Below are 22,293 nucleotides of genomic sequence, written 5' to 3'. Positions count from 1 at the left end.
GTATGGGAGGGGAAAAAATGAAAAAAAACAAGGTAGAAGACTTAACGGAAGAATCAGGTTTACTAGCTGGAGAAATCACCTCTTCAAAAGTTGAAGTAATTGCCTCCATCATATTAACACTTGGTTACTCATTATCCACCCTTGCCACAATATTGGCTCTGCAGGAGGAGGAAGAATTGGCACAAGCCAAAACTACTGAAACCCAAGATCAAAATCTTTATATGAAGCAAATGTTTAAACAATTACAAAATGTTAATAATCGTTTAGATACAATAGAACGAAAGCTCAATCGATACTAACAAATACATAGCCTACATTAATTTTCAATAAAAAACCGCGACTCTCCGTCATAAAGAGAGTCGCGGTTTTTATTATACTATGATAATGAGCTTCATTTTTCTTCCCTTTTTCACAGCTACCTTGCATCACCTGTTCAAGGAACGTCATCTATTGTACCAAGATAGAATTCATTATTTCCGAAATAATACTACTTCAACAGGTGGAGCTGTTTACACACACGAATTAGGAAGAAGTCATGGTTGCAATATCTTTTTATATGTGAAAACGGATACAATGCGAAACGACACAGTTTGTACATATTTATTTTCACACTCCCTATATTGATACATTACAATAATTTTTTCAAGAATATTGCTTAAGGACTTGTCATAGATTTAGAGATGATGATTTATTTCCCTGGATGCTAACACTTTCAAAAAATTTGGACCAAATGGCGCTAAGGTTTGTAAATATAAATCATCAATTTTTTTATCAAAGCAATCAATTTCCCTTTGCGAATTTTTTTTACTATACTTAAAGGAGAAATGATCGAGAGGAGTGTTAAGATGCAAGAAGTACAAGTAGAGACGTTGCAAAAATTGCTGAATTCTTTCGCCAACAAAGACGTTTATATTCATCTTGAGACGACAAACGGATCTTATGCAGCACACTATGATGAACAGTTTTTTAATGCAGGTGCTTTTATTCGCAATGCTAAAATTAACTATGAGCTTGCTAAGGTTGTAGATAATGCACCTCATCGTGTGGGTTTAAAATTACCTCATGGCTGGGTTTATGCTCAAGGCATTACACATTTTGAATTAGATGATTTAGGCCGTTTATTAATGGCTGGACTAGACTACTCTGGAAAATTGGCGATTGCGCTTGAAATTAGTGAAACGCCATTTACTTACTAAGGGGGACGACTATTTGAATTTACAACCACAACGTCATATTTTAATTGTGTACCCTCACCCAGATGATGAGGCTTTCTCAGTTGCGGGAACCATCGCCTACTATACAAAGAAAATGAATACACCTGTTACATATGCCTGTTTAACATTAGGCGAAATGGGACGTAATTTAGGCAATCCACCCTTTGCTACACGCGAGTCTTTACCTGAAATCCGTCGTAAGGAATTGGTTGCAGCGGCAGAGGCAATGGGTATTCAAGATTTACGCATGCTTGGTCTACGTGATAAAACAATAGAATTTGAAGATGATGAGAAAATGGTAAAATTAATGGAAGGGCTAATCGAAGAACTAATGCCTTCTTTAATTTTCACATTTTTACCTGGCTTTGCTGTTCACCCAGACCATGAAGCAACAGCACGGGCTGTAGTTGAAGCTGTACGTCGTATGCCAAAGGCTGCTCGTCCACAAATATTCGGTTGTGCCTTCGCCAATGATACGATTGAAAAAAATGGTGAACCACATGTGGTCTATGATATTCGGGAAATGCGAATGGACAAATTAAAAGCATTACAAGCCCATGCGTCTCAGACTGGTTGGATGATGCAGGAGACTGAAAAGCGTATTGATGACGGCGAACCAATGAGCGAGAGCTGGCTTAATGTTGAAAAGTTCTATATTGTTGACCCAGATAAATATGTAAAATAAGTAAAGTACTGTTCTCATTTTGGAGAACAGTACTTTTTAATTAGGCAGCTCTTACCCTCTTCATCATATGCACAATGATCGTGATGAAAAAAGCAATCACTAAGAAAAGAAAGAATAAATAATGAGGGATGTGGATATTGAAAACACTTACTAACATTTTTAAGCCGATGACACCTATAATTATGAAGGCTGTTGCTTCAAGCTCTGGTATTTTTTCAATGATGATTAAAAAAACACCTGCAATCGTCCTCATCATTAATATGCCTAACATCCCTCCAATTAAAAGCACCCAGACCTGATCTGATATCGCAAACGCAGCAAAGATTGAGTCAATTGAAAAAGCAATATCCATTAGCTCAACAGAAATGACAGTTGCCCAAAACGTGCCGAAAAGACGCACCATCCATCCTGACCTCTTTACCTCTTTTACACTATCCTCATTCCCTATGTGAAGGAAATGAGCTACACAAAGCCAACCTAAATACAAAGCACCTAATACTTTAATAAACCAAAATTCTACTAGATAAACACCTATGCCAATAAATAAAAATCTAAAAAAATAGGCACCTAGCATACCATACATTAATGCCCGTTTTCGCTGTTTATCTGGTAAATGTTTCACTAGTACCGCTAATACCAGTGCATTATCTGCCGACAGCAAACCTTCTATAATAATTAATGAGGATATTAGTCCCCAGGAGACAGGGTCCATTAGTACTTCTTGCCACATCGCCAAATCAAAAAACTTCCAATATGTTGATAAAATCCCTTGAATGATTTCCACTACATACCCTCCTACTTGTCCTAAGCTAATCTAGTATATGCTTGACCATTTTTGTTATGAGAGTCGTATTTTTTAGATTTGAAACAACAGATTTTCTCCCCTTAAATTGAGCTAATTCTAGGTCTGAGACATTGCTTCTTTATAAAATAATTAGCTATATCAAGATAAAACGCTTACATCATAAAATAGACACGGAAAATTTAGAATTTACTAAAAATTAATCACAAAAAGCAAATAAAGTGTGCTATCATAGATAAATGTTTTAAACGTATAACGGAGGATGAATACTATGGAAGTTGCTGATACTAGAACCGTGCAAGTGGAGAATGTCCTGATTGCACATCATTTTTTAAAAGATGTAGTTGTGCACACACCACTACAAAAAAACGACTATTTATCCGAGAAATACGGAGCTAATATTTATATTAAACGCGAAGATTTACAGCATGTACGCTCATTCAAGCTTCGTGGTGCCTATTATAAAATTAAAAAAATCGAGGATGAAGCGCGCAATGCTGGGGTTGTCTGTGCAAGTGCAGGCAATCATGCACAAGGTGTAGCTTATGCCTGTGCCCAATTAAAAATTCAAGCAAGCATTTTTATGCCACAAACAACGCCGAAGCAAAAAATAGACCAAGTACGTATGTTTGGTCGTGAATATGTGGAAATTATTTTAGCAGGAGATACATTCGATGATTCTGCTGAAAGCGCGTTGAGCTATTGTGAAGAGCATGGTAAAATCTTCATTCATCCATTTGATGATTTTGATGTCATTGCTGGTCAAGGAACGGTAGCGGTAGAAATTATGAATGATATGGAGGAGCCAATCGACTACGTATTCGGAAGTATTGGCGGTGGTGGCTTAATGTCAGGCGTGTCTGCCTACATTAAAAATCTCTCTCCTACTAGTAAAATTATTGGTGTGGAGCCTGCTGGTGCTGGTAGTATGAAGGCTGCCTTTGCTGAAGGTGGCGCAGTTGCTCTTGATTGGATTGATAAATTCGTTGATGGTGCTGCAGTAAAATGCGTCGGTCATCATACTTATGATGTTTGCCGTCGCTATTTAGATGATATTGTTCTTGTACCTGAAGGCAAGGTATGTACGACCATTCTAGATCTATATAATAAACATGCGATTATCGCTGAGCCTGCAGGAGCATTATCAGTGGCAGCTCTTGATTTTTATAAAGAAGAAATTAAAGGTAAGTCAGTCGTTGTCATCATCAGTGGTGGGAATAATGACATTGGACGAATGCAGGAGATTAAAGAAAAGTCACTTATACACGAAGGCTTACTTTACTACTTCATCGTCAGCTTCCCTCAGCGTGCCGGAGCATTACGTCAATTCCTCACTAGTGTACTTGGACCAAACGATGACATTACTACCTTTGAATATACCAAGAAAAATAATAAAGAAAGTGGCCCTGCACTAGTCGGCATTGAGTTAGGTGATCGTGCTGAATATGAAGGACTACTTGCCCGAATGGATGAATTCGGCTTCAAATACAAAGAAGTAAACAACGATATTCAACTATTTGGCTTACTCGTTTAAAATCAAGAGCCTCACTTCTCTGAAAGTGAGGCTTTTTTATGTGATAAAATTTATCAATCGTTTTATTTCCCTAAATAAAAATTATTAAAACTAGTTGATGTTGAAAAAACAATATCGTCTGCGGAAAGAGACATTCTGGCAAGGCGAGGGATCGATATCTGTTCCGCCAGCGTCCAGGTGGCATCTGATGAGCCGCTAAATCCCCTAAGAGCTGACTCCTCTCCAATCAACCCATTTGAAACTGTGTCCTTTCATTTTCTATCATACTAACACTGTGGAAAAACGATGTGTGACAACGCCCCTCCATAAAGAGTAGTGAGGACCTTTGCTAAATTGATGAGCTGGATTGGAGGGCTACTTGACTCCCATGAGATAGAACGGAATCCCACTTAAGAAATCAAGTATTTTCACCATTCATAAAAATACTTTTCTAACACTATAAAAAAACGCCCATACAAGTGTATGAGCGTTTCGATATTAACCTAATAGAGCACGGTCTGAATTCATTTTTTCCCCACGAATACGTTCAAACTCGGACATTAAATCAGGGATTGTTAATTCATGTTTGCGATCTTCACCAACTTCTAAAATGATTTGGCCTTTATCCATCATAATAAGACGATTCCCTAAGTCTAATGCTTGCTGCATATTGTGCGTTACCATTAATGTGGTTAAATTATCTTTTTCCACTAAGTATTTCGTAATACGGGTAATTAATTCTGCACGTGATGGATCAAGTGCAGCTGTATGCTCATCTAGCAATAAAATAGATGGCTTTGTGAAGGTAGCCATTAAGAGCGACAAAGCTTGACGTTCCCCACCTGAAAGTAAACCTACCTTAGCAGAAAGACGATTCTCAAGATTCAAACCAAGCATCGCTAGCGATTCTTTAAAAAATTCACGACGCTTTTTGTCCACACCATTGCGTAGCCCTCTATGTTTATTTCGAGAGTATGCTAATGCTAGATTTTCTTCAATTGTCATCGTAGGTGCAGTTCCTGCCATTGGGTCCTGGAAGACACGCCCAATGTATTGAGAGCGTTTATATTCAGGCAAACTTGTCACATCATTACCATCAATCAATACTGTACCGAAATCGGGTGTTAAAGCACCTGAAATCATATTCATCATCGTTGATTTACCTGCACCATTACTACCTATAATTGTCACAAAATCACCGGGCTTTAAATGTAGGTTGATCTCCGCAAGTGCAATCTTCTCATCAGGTGTTCCTTCATTAAATACCTTATTAATACCATGTAATTTAAGCAAGGCCGTTACCTCCCTGCTCTACTTTTTTTACTTGTGAAAGTTCTGCAGCACGTTTAGCTTTACGTTTACGTTCTTTACTCTTATTAATAAATTGCGGTAAGATCAGCGCCAAAATAACGATGATCGCTGTAATTAATTTCATGTCTCCTGAATCAAGGAAATCTACACGTAATGCTAAAGCTAATATAATACGATAAATGATGGCTCCTGCAATAACTGCAAACGTTGTACGGATAATAGTTTTAGTCCCAAAAATAGCTTCACCAATAATAACGGATGCGAGACCGATCACAATCATACCAATCCCCATACTAACATCAGAGAACTTCGAATATTGTGCGATTAAAGCTCCAGAAAATGCGACAAGCGCATTGGAAAGACCTAGCCCCAAAATGATAAGTGTATCTGTATTTGCAGAGAAGCTGCGAATCATTCGTTTATTATCACCAGTTGCTCGGATAGCTAGCCCAACTTCTGTCTTTAAGAACCAGTCTGCTATTAACTTAATTAAAATCGTGATGATTAATACAACAATCAGCACACTCCATGTACCTGGTACATGCTGAAAGCCTATGCTTTTTAATAGGTTATTGATAGCATCATCGATCCCTAAATTACTCCAAAAAGATTGAAACTTTGAAAAGATTGTTTCAGAGTTTAGTAGTGGAATATTCGGGCGACCTATCGTATTTTCTGCAGTTAACCCCATGATACGTAGATTAATTGAATATAAAGCAATCATCATTAAAATTCCTGATAAAAGCGGGTTAATCTTTCCTTTCGTGTGAAGAATTCCTGTCATACATCCAGCAATAAATCCAGCAACAATTGCCACTAAAGTCGCTAAGATTGGGTGGTAGCCAAGCAAAACCATTGTTGCTGCAGTTGCCGCCCCTGTTACAAAGCTTCCATCAACCGTTAAATCCGGAAAATCTAACACCCGAAATGTTAAATATACACCAAGTGCCATAATTGCATAGATGATTCCTTGCTCCACTGCGCCAAATAATGCTAAAAACATCGTTGAATCATCTCCTAAATCTCTTTATTATTTATATCGCTTGTAAAATGAAGATAAAGCGGGGATAGTTCTCCCCCGCTTCGTTTTACTGTTCTAGAATTTCTGCACCCCAAGAATCTTTCATTTCGATGCCTAAATCATCCGCTACTTTTTTATTGATTAATAGTTTCAGATTTTGAGGATATTGTGCTGGTGTATCAGCAGGTGTTGCTTCACCTTTTAAAATTTTCACAGCCATTTGACCTGCTTCATAACCGATATCGAAATATTCAAATCCATAAGCCGCTAAACCACCACGTGCCACAGAATCTAATTCTCCTACGATTAATGGTAATTTATTCGTATTGGCAACATCAATTACCGATTCTAAAGCAGAAACTACTGTGTTATCAGTAATAATATAGAAAGCATCTACTTTACCAATTAGAGATTCTGTCGCTTGCTTTACATCTGCTGAAGTGGATGCTGATGCTTCTACCACCGTTAAACCTTGTTCATCCATAACCTTTTTCACTTCTGAAACTTGGGCAACTGAGTTTTGCTCACCCGCATTGTAGACCATCCCTACTTTTTTCGCACCAAGGTCTTTTAAGAATGCTACTGTTTTAGAAATCGTTTCAGGATGTAGATCAATTGTGCCTGTAATATTTTTCCCTGGCTTCTCCATTGAGTCGATTAGCTGTGCACCAACAGCATCTGTAACCGATGTAAAAATAATTGGAATATCACTTGTTGCTGTTGCAGCTGCTTGTGCAGAAGGTGTAGAGTTAGCAAAAATTAAATCTACGTTTGCACTCACTAGATTGTTAGCAATCGTTGTGTTAAGGCTGTTATCTCCCTGTGCAATTTGTGGATCGTATTCAACTTTTAAGCCAGCATCTTCAATTGCTTTTTTAAAGCCTTCCGTTGCTGCGTTTAACGATGGATGCTCAACAATTTGAGTAATCCCGATTTTATATGTTTTATCGTCTGCATTTCCGCTCTCACTTGCATTGTTTTTTTCATTTCCTTTTGAATCTGCTGTACCTGAGCCACCGCTACCACAAGCAGCAAGAAGCAACACTAATCCAAAAAGAAGGAATGACAACTTCTTTACATTGCTTTTCACAAATAATCCCCCCGATTATATTCTCGAATATCTATCGCACTTTATCCAAACAAAGTGTGAATGTATCGCTATATTATCGTTATTATCGAGCTCCGTCAACAACATTATGAATGTTCTGACTTTTAAAAGTGACAAAATATTTTAGTTTTTCATTTAATTTGGCGCTTTAAACCGCTAAACTACGCTGTTTTAGTTAATCGATTTCTTTTTTCAACATAGTAAAAAATATTTATGACAATTTTGCGACGATAGGACATTATAGACAAAGTCTGACATTTGACTTCTACTAGATATCTATAATAGAATATTTACTTGTGTGAAAGCACCGTGGTTCGTAACCATCCCACGAAAAAAAACTAAGGAGAAATGAATATGAAAATAAAATTTTTAGCAGCAAGTGGTATCATTGCAGCTCTATATATAGCTGTAACCATGCTTGTTGCCCCATTTGGTTTTACAGAGGTACAGTTCCGAGTATCTGAGATGTTTAACCATTTAGTGGCCTTTAATCCACGCTTTGCCGTAGGGATTATTATTGGTGTATTGATTTCTAATCTCTTTTCACCACTTGGCATTTACGATTTAGTGTTTGGTGTAGGTCATTCAATGATTACTCTTGGCCTGTTTATTTTAATCTGTAAATTTGTCAAAAATATTTGGGCACGTTTAATTATTAATACATTGCTCTTTACATGTACTATGTTTATCATTGCCTTTGAGCTGAACTTGGCTTTAGAGTTGCCATTTTTCTGGACTTGGCTAACCGTCGCGGCGGGTGAATTTGTTGTATTAGCTGTAGGTGCACCGATTATGTATGTATTAAACAAACGCCTTGACTTTAAAAATTTGATTTAACTGACGGATCTTTTTAGATTCGTCTTTTTTCTTGACACTATTCTGAAAATACTCTACAATTCTTTCTAATAAATGCAAGGAAGAAGAGTAGTAGCAAGCATTGTTACTTTTAGAGAGCTGGTGGTTGGTGCAAACCAGTAGTACAGACTTGTGAATGGACTTCAGAGCAGCCTTATCAAATGTAAGGCCGTTTCGCTCCCCGTTACCGGAGCAGGAAAGCGCGCAAAAATTGCGAATGAAGGTGGCACCACGGTTACTCGTCCTTTTTATGAGGGATTGGAGTGGCTTTTTTTTTGGAAAAATTAGCATAGAGGAGTCGAGTTAAGATGAGTACAGTAGTAGAAAAAAAGGGATATTTCGGTGAATTTGGTGGAAGCTTTGTTCCAAAGGAGCTTCAAAATGTTTTAAATAGACTAGATGAGAATTTTCAAAAGTATAAAGAGGATGATGATTTTAAGCAAGAATTAGATTACTATTTCCGTGAATATGTCGGTCGTAAATCCCCTCTTTATTTTGCAGAGAATTTAACAAAGCAATTAGGTGGCGCAAAAATCTATTTAAAACGTGAAGACCTTAACCACACAGGCTCCCATAAAATCAATAATGTATTAGGACAAATTTTACTAGCTAAACGTATGGGAGCAAATCGCGTGATTGCCGAAACAGGGGCAGGTCAACATGGTGTAGCAACAGCTACAGCGTGTGCCATGTTTGGAATGGATTGCACGATTTATATGGGCTTGGAAGATACAAAACGTCAGGCATTGAACGTATTTCGCATGGAACTTCTCGGCGCGAAAGTTGTAGCTGTCGATAAAGGGCAAGGCCGCTTAAAGGATGCAGTAGATGAGGCATTCGCTGACTTAGTAGAAAACTATGAAACAACCTTCTATTTATTAGGCTCAGCAGTTGGACCACATCCCTTCCCATCAATGGTTAAACATTTTCAATCAGTGATTAGCCGCGAAAGTCGTGAACAGATATTAGAAAAGGAAGGAAAGCTGCCGACAGCTGTTCTTGCCTGTGTAGGAGGCGGTAGTAATGCCATTGGGGCATTTGCTGATTATATTGCAGACGAAGATGTTCGTCTTATTGGAATAGAGCCAGACAAAGCTGCTACCTTAAACGAAGGAACACCAGGAGAGCTACACGGCTTCAAATGTTTAGTACTTCAGGACGCAGAAGGTAACCCACTCCCTACCTATTCAATAGCAGCTGGTTTAGATTATCCAGGTGCGGGACCTGAGCATAGCCATTTGAAAACAATCGGCCGTGCTGAGTATGTGACCGTGACAAATGAAGAGGTTTTAGATGCCTTCCAAGTACTTTCTAAGGTTGAAGGTATTATTCCTGCTCTTGAAAGCTCACATGCAGTCGCACATGCTCTAAAATTAGCACCAACTTTATCATCTGGGGAAAGCATTATTATTAATATCTCTGGTCGTGGCGATAAAGACGTTGAACAAGTCTTCCATATGCTAACTAAATAACTCAAAAAAGAGCGACTTCCATTTACGGAAATCGCTCTTTTACCTATACCAATGATTTAGGATAAATTTCTGCTACATTATCTCGCAGCTTCGCTTTCAGGAATTTTCCGACAGATGTCTTTGGAATTTCTTCTAGAAAGACGACTGCATCTGGTACCCACCACTTGGCAAATTGATTTTCTAAAAAAGCAAGAAGCTCTGGTTCAGTTACTGATTGTCCCTCTTTCAATACAACGCAAGCTAATGGACGCTCCTGCCATTTAGCATGGGGCATGGCAATGACAGCCGCTTCTAAAACGGCATCATGAGTCATCAGCGCATTTTCCAAATCAACAGAGGAAATCCATTCCCCACCTGATTTAATAAGATCCTTCGTACGGTCCGTAATTTTAATAAAGCCATCTGCTGTTCGTACAGCAATATCACCAGTATATAACCAACCATCTCGATAGGCATCTGCTGTTCGCTCATCACGATAGTATTCGTTGGAAATCCATGGGCCTTTTAAACGTAATTCCCCCATTGTTTCGCCATCCCAAGGTACCTCCCCCGCCTCATTAATAATACTAGATTCGATACCTGCCATTGTCATCCCTTGCATCGCTCGAGCTTCAATACGCTTTTCAATCGGCCAATCTTCCATCCATGACATATAATTAGACAATGCCACGATTGGTGTAGTTTCCGTCATGCCGTAGACAACAATATAAGGAATCCCATATTTTTCTTCAAATGTCCGAATGAGTCGAGTTGGTGAAGCCGATCCACCACAGCATATCGCTCTTAAAGAACTAATATCTCGTTCTTTCTTTTCCTGCTCCTGTAGGGCACCTATCCAAATGGTTGGAACACCAGCAGTTAATGTAACCTTTTCTTGTTCGATTAAATCCATTATTAATGCTGAAGTAAATTGTGGACCTGGTAGAACTTGTGTAGCACCCACATTGACACTAGCAAAAGGCAAGCCCCATGCATTTGCATGAAACATGGGTACAATCGGCATCACGACATCTCTTTCCGCAATTCCCATAGAGTCAGACATACTCAGCATGATACTGTGTAATACTAAACCCCGATGGGAATAGACAACCCCCTTTGGATTCCCTGTTGTGGCGCTTGTATAGCACATACCGGCAGGTGCTTCTTCATCAATATCCTCTGGAAATTGAAATTCTTCATCAGCAGTAGCTAATATGTCCTCATAGGATAAAACATTTTGTAATGTAGTCTTTGGCAAAGCTGGTTCATCCGTCATAATGATATAATGTTTCACTGTATCAAGTTTTGGCGCAATATTTTCAATGATCGGTAATAAATCTACATCTACCATTAAAATCTCATCTTCTGCATGATTAATAATATAGATCAAATGCTCTTCTGATAAACGAATATTTACCATGTGTAAGATTGCCCCTGAGCAAGGCACAGCAAAATAAGCTTCTAAATGTCGATGCTGATTCCACGCAAAGGAGCCGACTTTTGTTCCTCTTGTCATCCCAAGCTTCGTAAGGGCATCTGCTAAACGACGCGTTCTTTTTGCCCACTGCCCATATGTTAAACGATGTATTTTGTGTGGGCTTGTCCGTGAAATAATTGATTTTCTTGCAAAATAGCTCTCTGCTCGTTTAAAAAAACTAGTTAAAACTAATGGTGCTTGCATCATAAAACCCATCATCCCTTCATTTGTGAATTTCCCCTTGTGAAATTATCATAGTATCAATTTAACTGAATACTATTAATATTCCGAATATTATTATATTTTAATTTCATAATTTAATCTATATATTCCAATAATTTTCTTTTAAATATAAAAAAACGGATGAAGTCTAGTCTTCACCCGTTGCCTATCTATTATGAAATTGCTTTTTTATGCAGTTTAATTTTCAATTTTTCTAACATATCTACCGTCATTTTAGCTAAATCATATTCTGCTTTGAAGCCCCATTCTTTTTGAGCCGCTTCAATATTTAAAGAGTTTGGCCAGCTATCTGCAATGGCCTGACGAACAGGATCTACCTGATAGCTCATTGTAAAATTTGGTAAGTGTTTCTTGATTTCAGCCGCGATTTGCGAAGGTTCGAAGCTCATGGCTGTAATATTAAAAGCATTGCGATGAACAAGCTTACTACCGTCTGCTTCCATTAAATCTACAATAGCTTGTAAGGCATCTGGCATGTACATCATATCCATAAATGTACCTTCCTGAATATACGATGTATATTTGCCTTGTTCGATGGCTTCATAGAAAATTTCTACTGCATAATCTGTTGTACCACCACCTGGAGGTGTTACATAAGAAATTAGCCCTGGGAAGCGTACTCCGCGTGTATCAACACCAAAACGATTGAAGTAATAATCGCATAATAACTCACCCGCTACCTTATTTACCCCATACATAGTTGTTGGTCTTTGCAAAGTATCCTGTGGTGTATCTTCCTTAGGTGTAGACGGACCAAACGCACCAATTGAGCTTGGCGTGAAAAATTGCATATTTAACTCACGTGAAACTTCTAACGCATTCATTAATCCACCCATATTTAAATTCCAAGCTAACAATGGATTTCTCTCTGCTGTAGCTGATAATAATGCTGCTAAATGCATCATCGTATCTGCACCGAAGTCCTTTGCTAAATCATGCATTCTTTGTCCATCTGTCACGTCCAATATTTCAAATGGGCCCTTAGTATGTTCAAGCTTTCTAATGTCTGTAGCAAGTATATTGTCCTCTCCATAAATACCACGAAGTTTTTCTACTAGCTCAGAACCAATTTGACCAAGTGCTCCAGTAACAATAATCTTTTTCATTTCCCAAAACCTCCACATGTGAACAATTGTACTTTCTGAAAGTACAAAAATATATTAATAAACATTGATTTAATAACACTTTCAATGAAATTCATTATAATGTGTTCGTTTTGAAAATACAACAATTATATTAACAATATTCCTTACAAAGAACATACAATCCCTTATTCACAGTATATGAGGTCATGAAAAATATTGTGCTACAAAAATATACAAAACACATTTGTACACCTCAAAAACACAAAACTTTTGCACTTTCATAAGCTAGTTTTGTAACCATGCAAAAAAAGAATCTTCTTTGCTATTTTTTGCAAAGAAGACCCTTTTCGAATATTATTCTTTAATATTAAATTATATCGAAAAACGTTTGACAGCTATTTGCAAAACTTTTGATACTTTGCGCAATTCCTTAATATAATTATGGAACTGTTGCTGAGCTGTTAATTGATCAGCTGTTAACGTAGCTACATGCTTAGTAGACACGGCATTCGTATCAGATAAGGCTGTCAGCATACCTGCATCCTCACTTACCTTCTTCGTGTGATTGGCAATCTCTTGAACCGTAGCAGATACTTCCATAATATAAGGCTTAATAGTATGTACTTTTTCTAAAATTTGATCAAAACTTGACGCAGTTTGTCCTGTAACAGCTACACCTTTTTCAGTCGCCACTAAAACGCCTTCCATCATTTGTACCGCATAACTCGAATCTAAATGGATGTTCTGTACAATGGATGTAATCGTTTGTGTCGATTGAACAGTTTGCTCTGCAAGCTTACGAACCTCATTAGCCACTACTGCAAAGCCTTTACCATGCTCTCCTGCTCTAGCGGCTTCAATTGACGCGTTTAAAGCTAATAAATTTGTTTGCGCTGTTATTCTTTCTATTACTTCAATCATTTGATCTATCGATGCAGCTCGCTCTACTAAATTAAAGATAGCTGTATTAGATTTTTCAACCGCCTGCTTAATAGCTTGCATTTGCGTTAAATTAGCCTGTACAATTTCAGTTCCGCTTTCTGCATCTCTGGCCGTTTTTTGTGCAAAACTTTCTACAACCTGAACCTTTTCTAAAATAACCTGTACATCATTTAAAACTTCCTCTAAGGAAGCCGTATTCGAAGCTAATTTACTAGAAGAAGCAGACGTTGACTCTGAAATAGATTGTACATCCTTCGCTATTTTTAATGTCGTTGTTGATGATTGCTCAGAGGATTTCTGCAATTTCCCAGTCATTTCTTCTACTTCATAGGCACTGTCTGTCACAGTATGGAGTAGTCGTTTCACCTCTGTTACCATTTGATTGTAAGACAGAACTACTTCACCAAGCTCATCATGAGCTACATAGCTTGCATTGGCAGTGAAATCACCTTGTTCTGCACGTTTTAATAACGACTTTAGTTGACGGGTTGGCACATTGACTGCCTTCGTTGCGATAAAACCGATAAGGATAACAAGCAAGACAACCGCTAAGCATACACCACCTAGTAACAAGTAGCCAAATTGCACATCTTTCTGATAAGCCTGCTGTTGATCTTTTGCTCGTTGAACCAAATAATTTTGCGTATCTTCTAATAATGCATGACTCTCCTGACTAATTGGTAAAAATGTTTGCACATAAAACTGATCTAGCTCACCATGGTTCAATTGCTTAAAATTCTCAATGGCTTCTTCCTGCTTCTTAAGCAATGACTTATACTTCTTAATTTGATGACTCATCTTTTTATCAATTTCTTGGCTATCTAGATGCTCTAAAGGCTGGGCCATGTTTTGTAAAATGGCTGTCATTTCTTTATCGTCACCCTTCGAATCTACTATAAAATCCAATCGACGCTGTGATTCTTCTAGCTCATTTAGCCATCCAATTGGGACAAGTCCCTGTGTGTAACTCTCACTTGCATGCCACGACATTTTCCTTAAATAATCTACACTGAATACACCTAGCAATACATTCGATAATACACAAACAATCATGAGTACAAGTAACTTGTCCTTCACCTTAATGAAACGGAAAAAATGCATGATCCTTGGCTCCTCCTCCAACTCTTACCAATAATGATAGTATAGAGATATAAAGCCAGTGTTATATTTTTGTAAATTTTAATCGAAATATTAAGAATTTATACCCATCATTTAGTTTTATTTAGGTAATTTAACTCGCTAAATTAGCCAGATTGTTGCTACTTATTCATACTACTTTTAGGAAAACATTCGCAACCTTCCATACATTGTCAGCGTTCCTAATAGAGAATGGAGGTGTTACATTTGACGCAATTCAAGAAGTTAGATTGGAGTTTAGTAATAAGTCTTCTTTTACTCGGCGCTATTAGTTGCCTTTTTGTCCATTCTAGTAGTGTAAATTTTGAACAGTATTCAAGTTCCTTTATTATCAAACAGTTTTTATTTTATGTCATCGGATTCACCATCATGTTTGGAATTTCCTTGCTTGATATTGAACAATTGAAAAAGATTGGATGGCCATTTTACTTCCTAATAGTTGCTTTAACGGCTGGTCTTATTGTTGCACCTGAAAGCATTGCTCGAACGATCAATCAGGCAAAATCATGGTATCAGATCCCGTTTTTAGGTTCTCTCCAACCATCGGAATTTTTAAAATTCGCTTTTTTAATAGTTGTGAGTAAGGTCATTATTGCTCATCAAGAGAAAAATGTTCGCCCCTCTTATCTAGCAGATTTTTGGTTACTTATAAAAATCGGGCTAATTGTCCTTCCTCCTACGCTACTTGTTTATAGACAACCCGATACAGGTATGGTCATGCTGTATATGGCAATGATTTTACCAATGATTTTCTTTTCAGGTATTCATAGAAAGCTTCTTGCCATATTTACGGCCGTTCCTCTAGTTATCATCAGTACGATGGTAGTGCTCTATGTCAGATTTAATGAATTTTTTACAGAGAAGGTTTTAGGTGCTCTCTCAGGACATCAGATTTCTAGAATTTATGGATGGCTTCAGCCTTATGAATATACAGATTCTTCTTTTCAAGTACGCCAAGGCTTTATGGCTATCGGATCAGGAGAATTTGTGGGCAAGGGCTATCTACATAACAATGTCTATGTACCAGAAAAACATACCGATTTTATATTCTCTACTATTGCGGAAGAGCTAGGTTTTATTGGAGGAGCATTTGTAATAGCACTACTATTTTTTGTTATCTATCGTATTGTTGTTATTACGGTAGTAGCGCGAGACCCCTTTATGACTTTAATGGGGGCAGGTATTTCAAGCTTACTAGCCTTTCAAATTACTCAAAATATAGGCATGACCATTGGACTTTTACCTGTCACAGGTGTCACCCTACCCTTTTTAAGCTATGGCGGAAGTTCGTTATTATCCAATTTTATGCTTATCGGAATCGTCATGATCATTCATAATTCATATAAGGGGTATATGTTTAAAGTAGGAGACTGACAAAATGCAAGTAGAGACATGTACATGCTTTTCTCTACTTGCAAAGTTAAGGGGTATTAACTCGTTAAAAACTTCTTCATACTTGCATTATATTGATCAATAAATAGCTTTGCTTCATTATATGGTAATTTTAAAGCAGCTAAAGCGGCACCACCTACCGGTAAGCTATAAGCACCCACGAAGTGATACTGATTACTACTCTTTTTATCTATAGCGATTAATTTTTTAGTAAATAGCTCCAATTCATTAAAAACGCCACCAGCTAGCACTACTTTGACTTGCTTATGTGCAAACGGGTTTTTATTATAACAAGCGTCTATACTTTGATAAAAAACATGGCACACTTGATCAATAATCGTATTGGCTTCTCCATCACCACGTTTAGCACATTCAATTGCAACCTTACTTAAAGGAGATATGGTATCCCTCGGATGTCCTTCACCATATACCACTTCAATTATCTGCGGAACGGATTGTAATCGAAAATATTCTAATACCGCTGCTGTTAGAAGCGTTTCAGGACCTCTTTTATCGAATGCTTTAAATACCGCTTTTAATGTGCGAATGCCAATATCATAGCCACTGCCCTCATCATCAAAAATATAACCCCATCCTGCTGTACGTTCAATTCTTCCAGATGCATCTATACTGAGTGTAATCGCACCCGTACCAGAAATTTGTACAATGCCTGGCTGCCCCAAGGTTCCTGCATACAGCGCGTTCATTCCATCATTCGATAGTGATAGTTGACAGCCTTTCGGTAAAAGCGAGGTTAATAATGCATAGGTAATTTTCTCATTATTATTTTCTGTTACACCAGACAGGCCCGCATGGCACTTTGTAATGTGTTGAAATTCGTGAGGCTGTTGTCTTTTTAAATCATTTATTAATTCTGTTATCGTCTCTGTAAAATGCTCGAAGCTCATGGATGTGGGATTACTTTTGCCTGTTTCAGCTAGCGCCATAATTTGCCCATGACATGTTGAGATTGTTGCAATCGTTTTCGTTCCACCACCATCTATTGCCAAAACATGCAAGTGCCTTCACCTCTATACAATTTTAATTGTAGATACAATTTCTCCTACCTCTATCCCTGCATCATTATGCACAAATGCAGGAGACAATGCTTTAATACGCTCAATTGTTTCTTGATTTTTATACTGCATTTGTTCCAATACAGAAGCAATTACATTCGGCCATGGACTTTCTGAACCATTCATAATTTTCAAGGCGAAACTTACTCCTTCATTTCTAAGAGCAAAACAGTATACGCCCTGTGCTCCGCCCTTCGCCACAATATTAGAATCCTTTAATAATGCTGTACAAATAAAGTTTTGTGCTGCAATGATATGATTCTCTTGATTCATTACTGCTGTAAGCTTTATTACTGCTTCACGAATTAGTTCATCATCAATCAATTCTGGTCGTGCTAACTTTAAATAGGCAATGGCCATGTTTTTTAGCGGAATTGCAAAGACAGGTGCACCACAGCCATCAATCCCTGTACGAATTCTCTCTATCTCATATTCACTTAAATAGGCAATATATTTTTTTATCATCTGTTGCAGTGGATGTTCTGGATGACAATATTGCTTGACATCATAGCCATTTGCTAAACATGCAGTTAAAAATCCTAAATGCTTGCCCGCGCAATTATGAAAGAGTTTCCTCTTTTCAAATCCCTGTTGAATATACTGTGTTTTAGGTTCCTCATTTAATGGATAGGATGCTGCACAAATTAAATCACTTTCATTCATAGGGAGTTTTTCCAGCAAAGAGATTAATGCCTCTTGATGATAAATTTCGCCTCTTTGTGAAGCCAGAAATAATGCACTTTCATTTGAAGTAATTCCGTATTTTTCTATAAAATCAGTCATAAAAATGGGAATGGCTTGAAATGGTTTTGCTGCAGAACGAAAATACACAGGCTCATAGTCTTGACCTACAGAGACGAATTCTTCCTTCGTTAGATTCACAGCACTCATTTGTCCATAATGCACATTTTCCATTAATCCTGAACGATACTCCTTTAAAAATTCTGAGTAAGCCACGAATCAACCAACCTTTCTTTAAACAGACAGCAACTGCTTTTGTGCTTGTAATGCCGCTCCTTTAACAACCCCTTCTTTTAATTGATTGGAAAACTGTAAATCAAAGTAGGGTTGTAATTCCTTCCATATATACTGTTTACACTTTTCACTAAGTAGTTTTTGAAATGTCACATTGTGCTCAATAATTTCTCCACTGACGATGACAGCCTCTGGTTCGTATAAACAAACTAGATTATTGATGGCTATAGCTAGAAAAGTAGCTACATCTTGTTGAATATCGATCGCCCATTGCTCACCTTGATCAACACACTGCAAAATCTCTTCTATTGATTGAATATTAAGATTTTTAGGTGTTCTTTTTAACAGCGTAACTTCAGAAACATACATCGATAAGCATCCTCTTTTACCACAGTGACACATTTCACCAAAGGGATTAATCGTTATATGACTTATTTCTCCAGCTTTATTTTGAATGCCACGATACACTTCTCCATTTAATAATATGGATGCTCCTATTCCCGTTCCAATTCCGACTAAAATACAATTTGAATACTGTGGCGTATAGATATCACCAATTTCAGCAATGATTTGCATTTTTAATTCATTATCTACGATGACTTCACAACCAAAAACACCATTCAAATCTTCTCTTATAGGGCAGTTTTCCCACTTCAATTGCTCAGAGGAAACGATAATTCCTTCCTCGTTATTGATTACTCCTGGAATTCCTATCCCAATGCCTAGTAATTTATCCTGAGCAATCTGATATTCTGTCATGATATTTTCTATAGATCGTTTAAGTAGATATATAGCTTCTTCGTATTGATGCTTGATGCTACATTTGACTTCCTGAAAGGCAATAAGCTTCCCTAAGAAATCTAGTATACCTATCCGAATAGAAAAACAGTCAATTTCTATCCCAATCGTATATAAAGCATCTTCTCGCATATGAATTAACGTAGGACGTCTACCAATGGCTGTTTCTTCCGATACCCCTTCAAGAATAAAGCCTTCCGCTTCTAGCTCCTGCACAATACGAGTAATGGTCGTAGGGCTCATTTTTGTATATTTTGATAATTGAATTCTTGAAATTGGCGCCATCTGCCTTATTGCGTCAAGCACAATATATTTATTTTGTCTTCGCATTTGTACTTGATCTTGCTTTTTCAAATTAGATTCAACCCCTATTTAAACTTTTCTATGAATTGTACAGCTTCTTTGATGTCTTTTTCGGGATTTGATCTCACTTCTCGTTCAATAGTTAAATAGCCATTGTATCCGATTTCTTGTAAAGCTGAAAAATAAAGCTCGAAATTGACATCTCCATGACCTAATGGAAGTTCTCTAAAAAACTCCCCATTTTCCACCATTTCTTCTATTTTATCATGAGATGTTCCAGAATCGTATCCTAAGTACCCGTACACATCTTTAGGATTCGTTGACTGCAGTTGAATACCATCCTTTACATGTGTATGTACAATATATTTCTTTAATAGTTTGACTCCAGCTACAGGATCATCTTTTGTTACCATCACCATATTGGCTGGATCAAAATTAACCGATACACCGTTCGTTGATAGCTTATCTAAAAACTCTTTTAATGTTTTACTCGTTTCTGGCCCTGTTTCAATCGCAAAATAAGCATCTAATGATGTAGCATATTGTCCTAATTCTTCACAAGCTTCCAGCATTGTTTGATAGATTGGGTCATTTTCATCTTCAGGAATAATACCGATATGGGTTGTAACAATGGATGTTCCTAGGTCCTTGGCTAATTGCAGTATTTCTTTCGATTTCTTGATTTTCCAGGCATTTTCTGCTTTATCTTGGAAGCCATGTCCTCCTAAATCTCCACATAAGGCGGAGATTTCTAGACCTAACCCTAAAATATACGCCTTCAATTCTGCTCTTTGTTCAGCATTTAGGTTATCGGGGTCCAGCTCACCTGAAACGGCATACATTTGTACCCCCTGTGCCCCAACTTCTTTCGCCTTTAATAAACCTTCACGAATAGGTAAACGAAAGCTGTCTACTATCACACCGATTTTATTATCCAATTTTACCATTTTAATAAACAACCTCCTTTCCTTCAGTTGCAGAAATATAAATACCTTCTAAGATTTTCATAATTTCTACCCCATCCTCCACAGGTGCAACTGAATCATAATGATGAAGGCAACAATCAACAAATGAATTAATTTCATTTTGAAAGGCTGTCGCAAAATCAAAAGTTAGATCGTTAATTTGAGGATGAATATTTAAAATTGTATTATGCTCTTCACTTACAATTTTTAATTCAGGCTCTAGCTCTGCTCCACCGTTCGTGCCATATAGCTTAATACTTATTTCATCTTTTAAAGCATGTAGTGTATAGGAAACGTCTACCATTAGCGATGCTCCATTCTCAAATGTAATGAGGGCATTTGCTAAGTCTTCTACTGTGTTTTTAGTTGCATCATAGTCTGCAGCCTTGTAGAAGGATAAATTTTCTATATGATTTCGATTTCCTAATTGATTGTAAGTATGACCTGTTATACGTTTCACTTTTGGTCTACCCATTAAGTACCAGCATATATCAATTACATGTACCCCTAGATCAATTAAAGGTCCGCCGCCAGACTTATCAATTTCGGCAAACCAGCCTCCTGGATTCCCTAATCTTCTTAGGCAGGAAGCTTTGGCATAATAAATATCGCCCAATTTGTTATCGTCGATGAAGCTTTTCAGTACTTTGGTATTTGTTGCAAATCGTCTTACATAGCCCACTTGAAATACTTTCTGATGCTTTTCTGCAACCTTTTGGATATTTAGAGCCTCTGCATAAGTCATAGATAGCGGCTTTTCTATTAGAACATGTAAGTCATTTTCCAAAGCAAGAATCGCCAATTCAGCATGCGTATTATTCCATGTACAAATACTGACAGCATCCACATTTTTATCTGCGAATAGCTCTTCTTTTGAAGAAAAAACATGTGTTGCTCCAAATTGGGCTGCTTTTGCTTTGCCTCGTTCAATGGAAGCATCATACACGCCATATAATTCAACGTATGGATTATTCGTATAGGAACCTAAGTGAAAATCTGAAATAGAACCTGTGCCAATGACACAAACTTTTAATTTATCCATGTGCTTTCCTCCTTTAGAGCTTGCATTCATTCCATAAACGACGTACATTATCCATCCCTATTTTTGAACCTACTTGGCAATCTTCCATTCCTTCAAACTCAATAGTAAGATAGCCATCATATCCACTGCCTTTTACGAGTTTAATAATTTCTCGAATATTTATATCACCATGCCCGACAATAGCACCTCTGATGTAGTTGTTATGAACTGTACGGAACCACTCGCCCTCACCTGGATTTTCATAATAAGGACGAATATAAAAATCTTTGAAATGCACTGTAGCAGCATAAGGAATGTTTTTCATAACACCAATGAGAGGCTCTTCATCAATACATAAAAAATTACCGATATCTAAAGTTGTTTTAAAGTTGTCTCTGTTTACCGCATGAATTAATTGTTGTACACGATCACTTGTTTGAACATTAAAGCCATGATTTTCAATCGTTGTCGTAATATTAAATTGTTTCGCGTAATCTGCAATTAACTGACAGCCTCTAACCATTTCTTCAAAATGCTCGTTGTAATAATGAATGGATGTTTGCTCCTTTGGTAAGGTAAAGAGAGTAACGTCATGGCGCATAATGTGAATACCCATATGATGTACTACATCAATATGTTTCTTTAAACGTTCAACTTCTTCTAAAAAAGCTTCCTCCGTATCCTGAATAAAGTTAGCTGGTAACGAATAGGCGGATAACTCTAATCCTAGCTCTGCTGCTTTATCTTTAATTTCAGTTGCAAGTTCATAGTTATCTACAACCGTAAATTCATAGGGCACTAATTCTACATGCTGACCACCGTTGTCTGCTACCCATTGTAAAACATCTAGAACATCCATCTCTCCCTGTCTCATTTTTTTAACCATACTGTATGTGCTTAACCCTATTTTCATTTATAA

Annotated in this window: 20 protein-coding genes, 1 riboswitch and 1 other annotated feature; of the genes, 7 read left to right on the top strand and 13 right to left on the bottom strand. The window is 37.4% G+C overall.

Annotation, left to right across the window (positions count from 1 at the left end; genetic code table 11):
• The first annotated feature begins 17 nt into the window (after nucleotides 1-17).
• The 3 genes from L6W14_RS02365 to bshB2 all read left to right on the top strand — a co-directional run bounded on the left by L6W14_RS02365 (nucleotide 18) and on the right by bshB2 (nucleotide 1,899).
• The gene (locus L6W14_RS02365; RefSeq protein ID WP_048393429.1) at nucleotides 18-299 is read left to right on the top strand and encodes a hypothetical protein; all 282 of its coding nucleotides are present in this window, start codon (nucleotides 18-20) and stop codon (nucleotides 297-299) included.
• Between the two features lie 546 nt (nucleotides 300-845).
• Nucleotides 846-1,196 carry a YojF family protein gene (locus tag L6W14_RS02360; protein WP_004225428.1) on the top strand — a complete coding sequence of 117 codons (351 nt, stop codon included), beginning with the start codon at nucleotides 846-848 and terminating at the stop codon, nucleotides 1,194-1,196.
• Between the two features lie 13 nt (nucleotides 1,197-1,209).
• The gene (bshB2, locus tag L6W14_RS02355; RefSeq protein WP_131520760.1) at nucleotides 1,210-1,899 is read left to right on the top strand and encodes a bacillithiol biosynthesis deacetylase BshB2; all 690 of its coding nucleotides are present in this window, start codon (nucleotides 1,210-1,212) and stop codon (nucleotides 1,897-1,899) included.
• Between the two features lie 40 nt (nucleotides 1,900-1,939).
• Here bshB2 and L6W14_RS02350 read toward each other — a convergent pair whose 3' ends face one another.
• Nucleotides 1,940-2,683 (bottom strand): TerC family protein, encoded by a 744-nt coding sequence (locus tag L6W14_RS02350; protein WP_131520759.1) that lies wholly within the window; start codon nucleotides 2,681-2,683, stop codon nucleotides 1,940-1,942.
• 289 nt (nucleotides 2,684-2,972) lie between these two features.
• Here L6W14_RS02350 and ilvA point away from each other — a divergent pair, with 289 nt between their 5' ends.
• On the top strand, nucleotides 2,973-4,235 hold the full coding sequence (gene ilvA / locus L6W14_RS02345; protein WP_131520758.1) for a threonine ammonia-lyase IlvA: 1,263 nt from the start codon (nucleotides 2,973-2,975) through the stop codon (nucleotides 4,233-4,235).
• A 477-nt stretch (nucleotides 4,236-4,712) separates the two neighbouring features.
• Here ilvA and L6W14_RS02340 read toward each other — a convergent pair whose 3' ends face one another.
• The 3 genes from L6W14_RS02340 to L6W14_RS02330 form a co-directional block, all read right to left on the bottom strand.
• Entirely contained in the window at nucleotides 4,713-5,507 is a 795-nt protein-coding gene (locus L6W14_RS02340) for an ABC transporter ATP-binding protein (protein ID WP_054549124.1), read from the bottom strand.
• Nucleotides 5,500-6,528, bottom strand: coding sequence for an ABC transporter permease (locus L6W14_RS02335; RefSeq protein WP_009371612.1), 1,029 nt, complete (start codon nucleotides 6,526-6,528; stop codon nucleotides 5,500-5,502). Before L6W14_RS02335 ends, L6W14_RS02340 begins: the two co-directional genes overlap by 8 nt.
• An 85-nt stretch (nucleotides 6,529-6,613) precedes the next feature.
• On the bottom strand, nucleotides 6,614-7,636 hold the full coding sequence (locus L6W14_RS02330; RefSeq protein ID WP_237899231.1) for an ABC transporter substrate-binding protein: 1,023 nt from the start codon (nucleotides 7,634-7,636) through the stop codon (nucleotides 6,614-6,616).
• Between the two features lie 321 nt (nucleotides 7,637-7,957).
• Nucleotides 7,958-8,002, top strand: a riboswitch (PreQ1 riboswitch).
• 6 nt (nucleotides 8,003-8,008) lie between these two features.
• Between L6W14_RS02330 and L6W14_RS02325 the strand changes: the two genes are divergently transcribed.
• Entirely contained in the window at nucleotides 8,009-8,491 is a 483-nt protein-coding gene (locus tag L6W14_RS02325; RefSeq protein ID WP_131520756.1) for a QueT transporter family protein, read from the top strand.
• Nucleotides 8,492-8,559: 68 nt separating this feature from the next.
• Nucleotides 8,560-8,759 (top strand) — a binding site (T-box leader).
• Between the two features lie 58 nt (nucleotides 8,760-8,817).
• Nucleotides 8,818-9,981 carry a tryptophan synthase subunit beta gene (gene trpB / locus L6W14_RS02320; protein ID WP_131520755.1) on the top strand — a complete coding sequence of 388 codons (1,164 nt, stop codon included), beginning with the start codon at nucleotides 8,818-8,820 and terminating at the stop codon, nucleotides 9,979-9,981.
• Between the two features lie 43 nt (nucleotides 9,982-10,024).
• Here the strand turns inward: trpB and L6W14_RS02315 are convergent, their stop codons facing one another.
• The 3 genes from L6W14_RS02315 to L6W14_RS02305 form a co-directional block, all read right to left on the bottom strand.
• A complete protein-coding gene (locus L6W14_RS02315; RefSeq protein ID WP_131520754.1) occupies nucleotides 10,025-11,644 on the bottom strand; it encodes a long-chain fatty acid--CoA ligase in 1,620 nt (539 codons plus the stop codon).
• A 188-nt stretch (nucleotides 11,645-11,832) separates the two neighbouring features.
• Entirely contained in the window at nucleotides 11,833-12,786 is a 954-nt protein-coding gene (locus L6W14_RS02310; protein WP_004225462.1) for an L-threonine 3-dehydrogenase, read from the bottom strand.
• A gap of 351 nt (nucleotides 12,787-13,137) precedes the next feature.
• A complete protein-coding gene (locus L6W14_RS02305; protein ID WP_131520753.1) occupies nucleotides 13,138-14,808 on the bottom strand; it encodes a methyl-accepting chemotaxis protein in 1,671 nt (556 codons plus the stop codon).
• A 243-nt stretch (nucleotides 14,809-15,051) separates the two neighbouring features.
• Here L6W14_RS02305 and L6W14_RS02300 point away from each other — a divergent pair, with 243 nt between their 5' ends.
• Nucleotides 15,052-16,218 (top strand): FtsW/RodA/SpoVE family cell cycle protein, encoded by a 1,167-nt coding sequence (locus L6W14_RS02300; protein WP_227744921.1) that lies wholly within the window; start codon nucleotides 15,052-15,054, stop codon nucleotides 16,216-16,218.
• Between the two features lie 56 nt (nucleotides 16,219-16,274).
• Here L6W14_RS02300 and L6W14_RS02295 read toward each other — a convergent pair whose 3' ends face one another.
• Genes L6W14_RS02295 through L6W14_RS02270 form a run of 6 tightly spaced genes read right to left on the bottom strand, consistent with a single transcriptional unit; the run spans nucleotide 16,275 to nucleotide 22,287 of the window.
• Complete coding sequence (locus tag L6W14_RS02295) at nucleotides 16,275-17,255, bottom strand: N-acetylglucosamine kinase (RefSeq protein WP_131520751.1); 981 nt, start codon at nucleotides 17,253-17,255, stop codon at nucleotides 16,275-16,277.
• 12 nt (nucleotides 17,256-17,267) lie between these two features.
• Entirely contained in the window at nucleotides 17,268-18,269 is a 1,002-nt protein-coding gene (locus L6W14_RS02290; RefSeq protein WP_237899229.1) for an asparaginase, read from the bottom strand.
• 18 nt (nucleotides 18,270-18,287) lie between these two features.
• Nucleotides 18,288-19,439 (bottom strand): ROK family transcriptional regulator, encoded by a 1,152-nt coding sequence (locus L6W14_RS02285; protein ID WP_237899227.1) that lies wholly within the window; start codon nucleotides 19,437-19,439, stop codon nucleotides 18,288-18,290.
• Between the two features lie 14 nt (nucleotides 19,440-19,453).
• A complete protein-coding gene (locus tag L6W14_RS02280) occupies nucleotides 19,454-20,335 on the bottom strand; it encodes a sugar phosphate isomerase/epimerase family protein (RefSeq protein ID WP_103117394.1) in 882 nt (293 codons plus the stop codon).
• A 1-nt stretch (nucleotide 20,336) separates the two neighbouring features.
• Nucleotides 20,337-21,395: a Gfo/Idh/MocA family protein gene (locus tag L6W14_RS02275; RefSeq protein WP_237899225.1), complete on the bottom strand. Its 1,059-nt coding sequence runs from the start codon at nucleotides 21,393-21,395 to the stop codon at nucleotides 20,337-20,339.
• Between the two features lie 13 nt (nucleotides 21,396-21,408).
• A complete protein-coding gene (locus L6W14_RS02270) occupies nucleotides 21,409-22,287 on the bottom strand; it encodes a sugar phosphate isomerase/epimerase family protein (RefSeq protein WP_112117293.1) in 879 nt (292 codons plus the stop codon).
• Nucleotides 22,288-22,293 lie beyond the last annotated feature (6 nt).

It is taken from the genome of Lysinibacillus sp. ACHW1.5 (assembly GCF_022014815.1).
Classification (GTDB): domain Bacteria; phylum Bacillota; class Bacilli; order Bacillales_A; family Planococcaceae; genus Lysinibacillus; species Lysinibacillus capsici.
This window is presented reverse-complemented; position numbering and strand designations above follow the sequence as displayed.

Coding starts and splice junctions, on each gene's coding strand:
- trpB (WP_131520755.1), top strand. CDS start 8,818: ATGAGTACAGTAGTAGAAAAAAAGGGATATTTCGGTGAATTTGGTGGA.
- L6W14_RS02275 (WP_237899225.1), bottom strand. CDS start 21,395: ATGGATAAATTAAAAGTTTGTGTCATTGGCACAGGTTCTATTTCAGAT.
- L6W14_RS02360 (WP_004225428.1), top strand. CDS start 846: ATGCAAGAAGTACAAGTAGAGACGTTGCAAAAATTGCTGAATTCTTTC.
- L6W14_RS02315 (WP_131520754.1), bottom strand. CDS start 11,644: ATGATGCAAGCACCATTAGTTTTAACTAGTTTTTTTAAACGAGCAGAG.
- L6W14_RS02310 (WP_004225462.1), bottom strand. CDS start 12,786: ATGAAAAAGATTATTGTTACTGGAGCACTTGGTCAAATTGGTTCTGAG.
- L6W14_RS02335 (WP_009371612.1), bottom strand. CDS start 6,528: ATGTTTTTAGCATTATTTGGCGCAGTGGAGCAAGGAATCATCTATGCA.
- L6W14_RS02270 (WP_112117293.1), bottom strand. CDS start 22,287: ATGAAAATAGGGTTAAGCACATACAGTATGGTTAAAAAAATGAGACAG.
- L6W14_RS02365 (WP_048393429.1), top strand. CDS start 18: ATGAAAAAAAACAAGGTAGAAGACTTAACGGAAGAATCAGGTTTACTA.
- L6W14_RS02325 (WP_131520756.1), top strand. CDS start 8,009: ATGAAAATAAAATTTTTAGCAGCAAGTGGTATCATTGCAGCTCTATAT.
- ilvA (WP_131520758.1), top strand. CDS start 2,973: ATGGAAGTTGCTGATACTAGAACCGTGCAAGTGGAGAATGTCCTGATT.
- L6W14_RS02280 (WP_103117394.1), bottom strand. CDS start 20,335: ATGGTAAAATTGGATAATAAAATCGGTGTGATAGTAGACAGCTTTCGT.
- L6W14_RS02305 (WP_131520753.1), bottom strand. CDS start 14,808: ATGCATTTTTTCCGTTTCATTAAGGTGAAGGACAAGTTACTTGTACTC.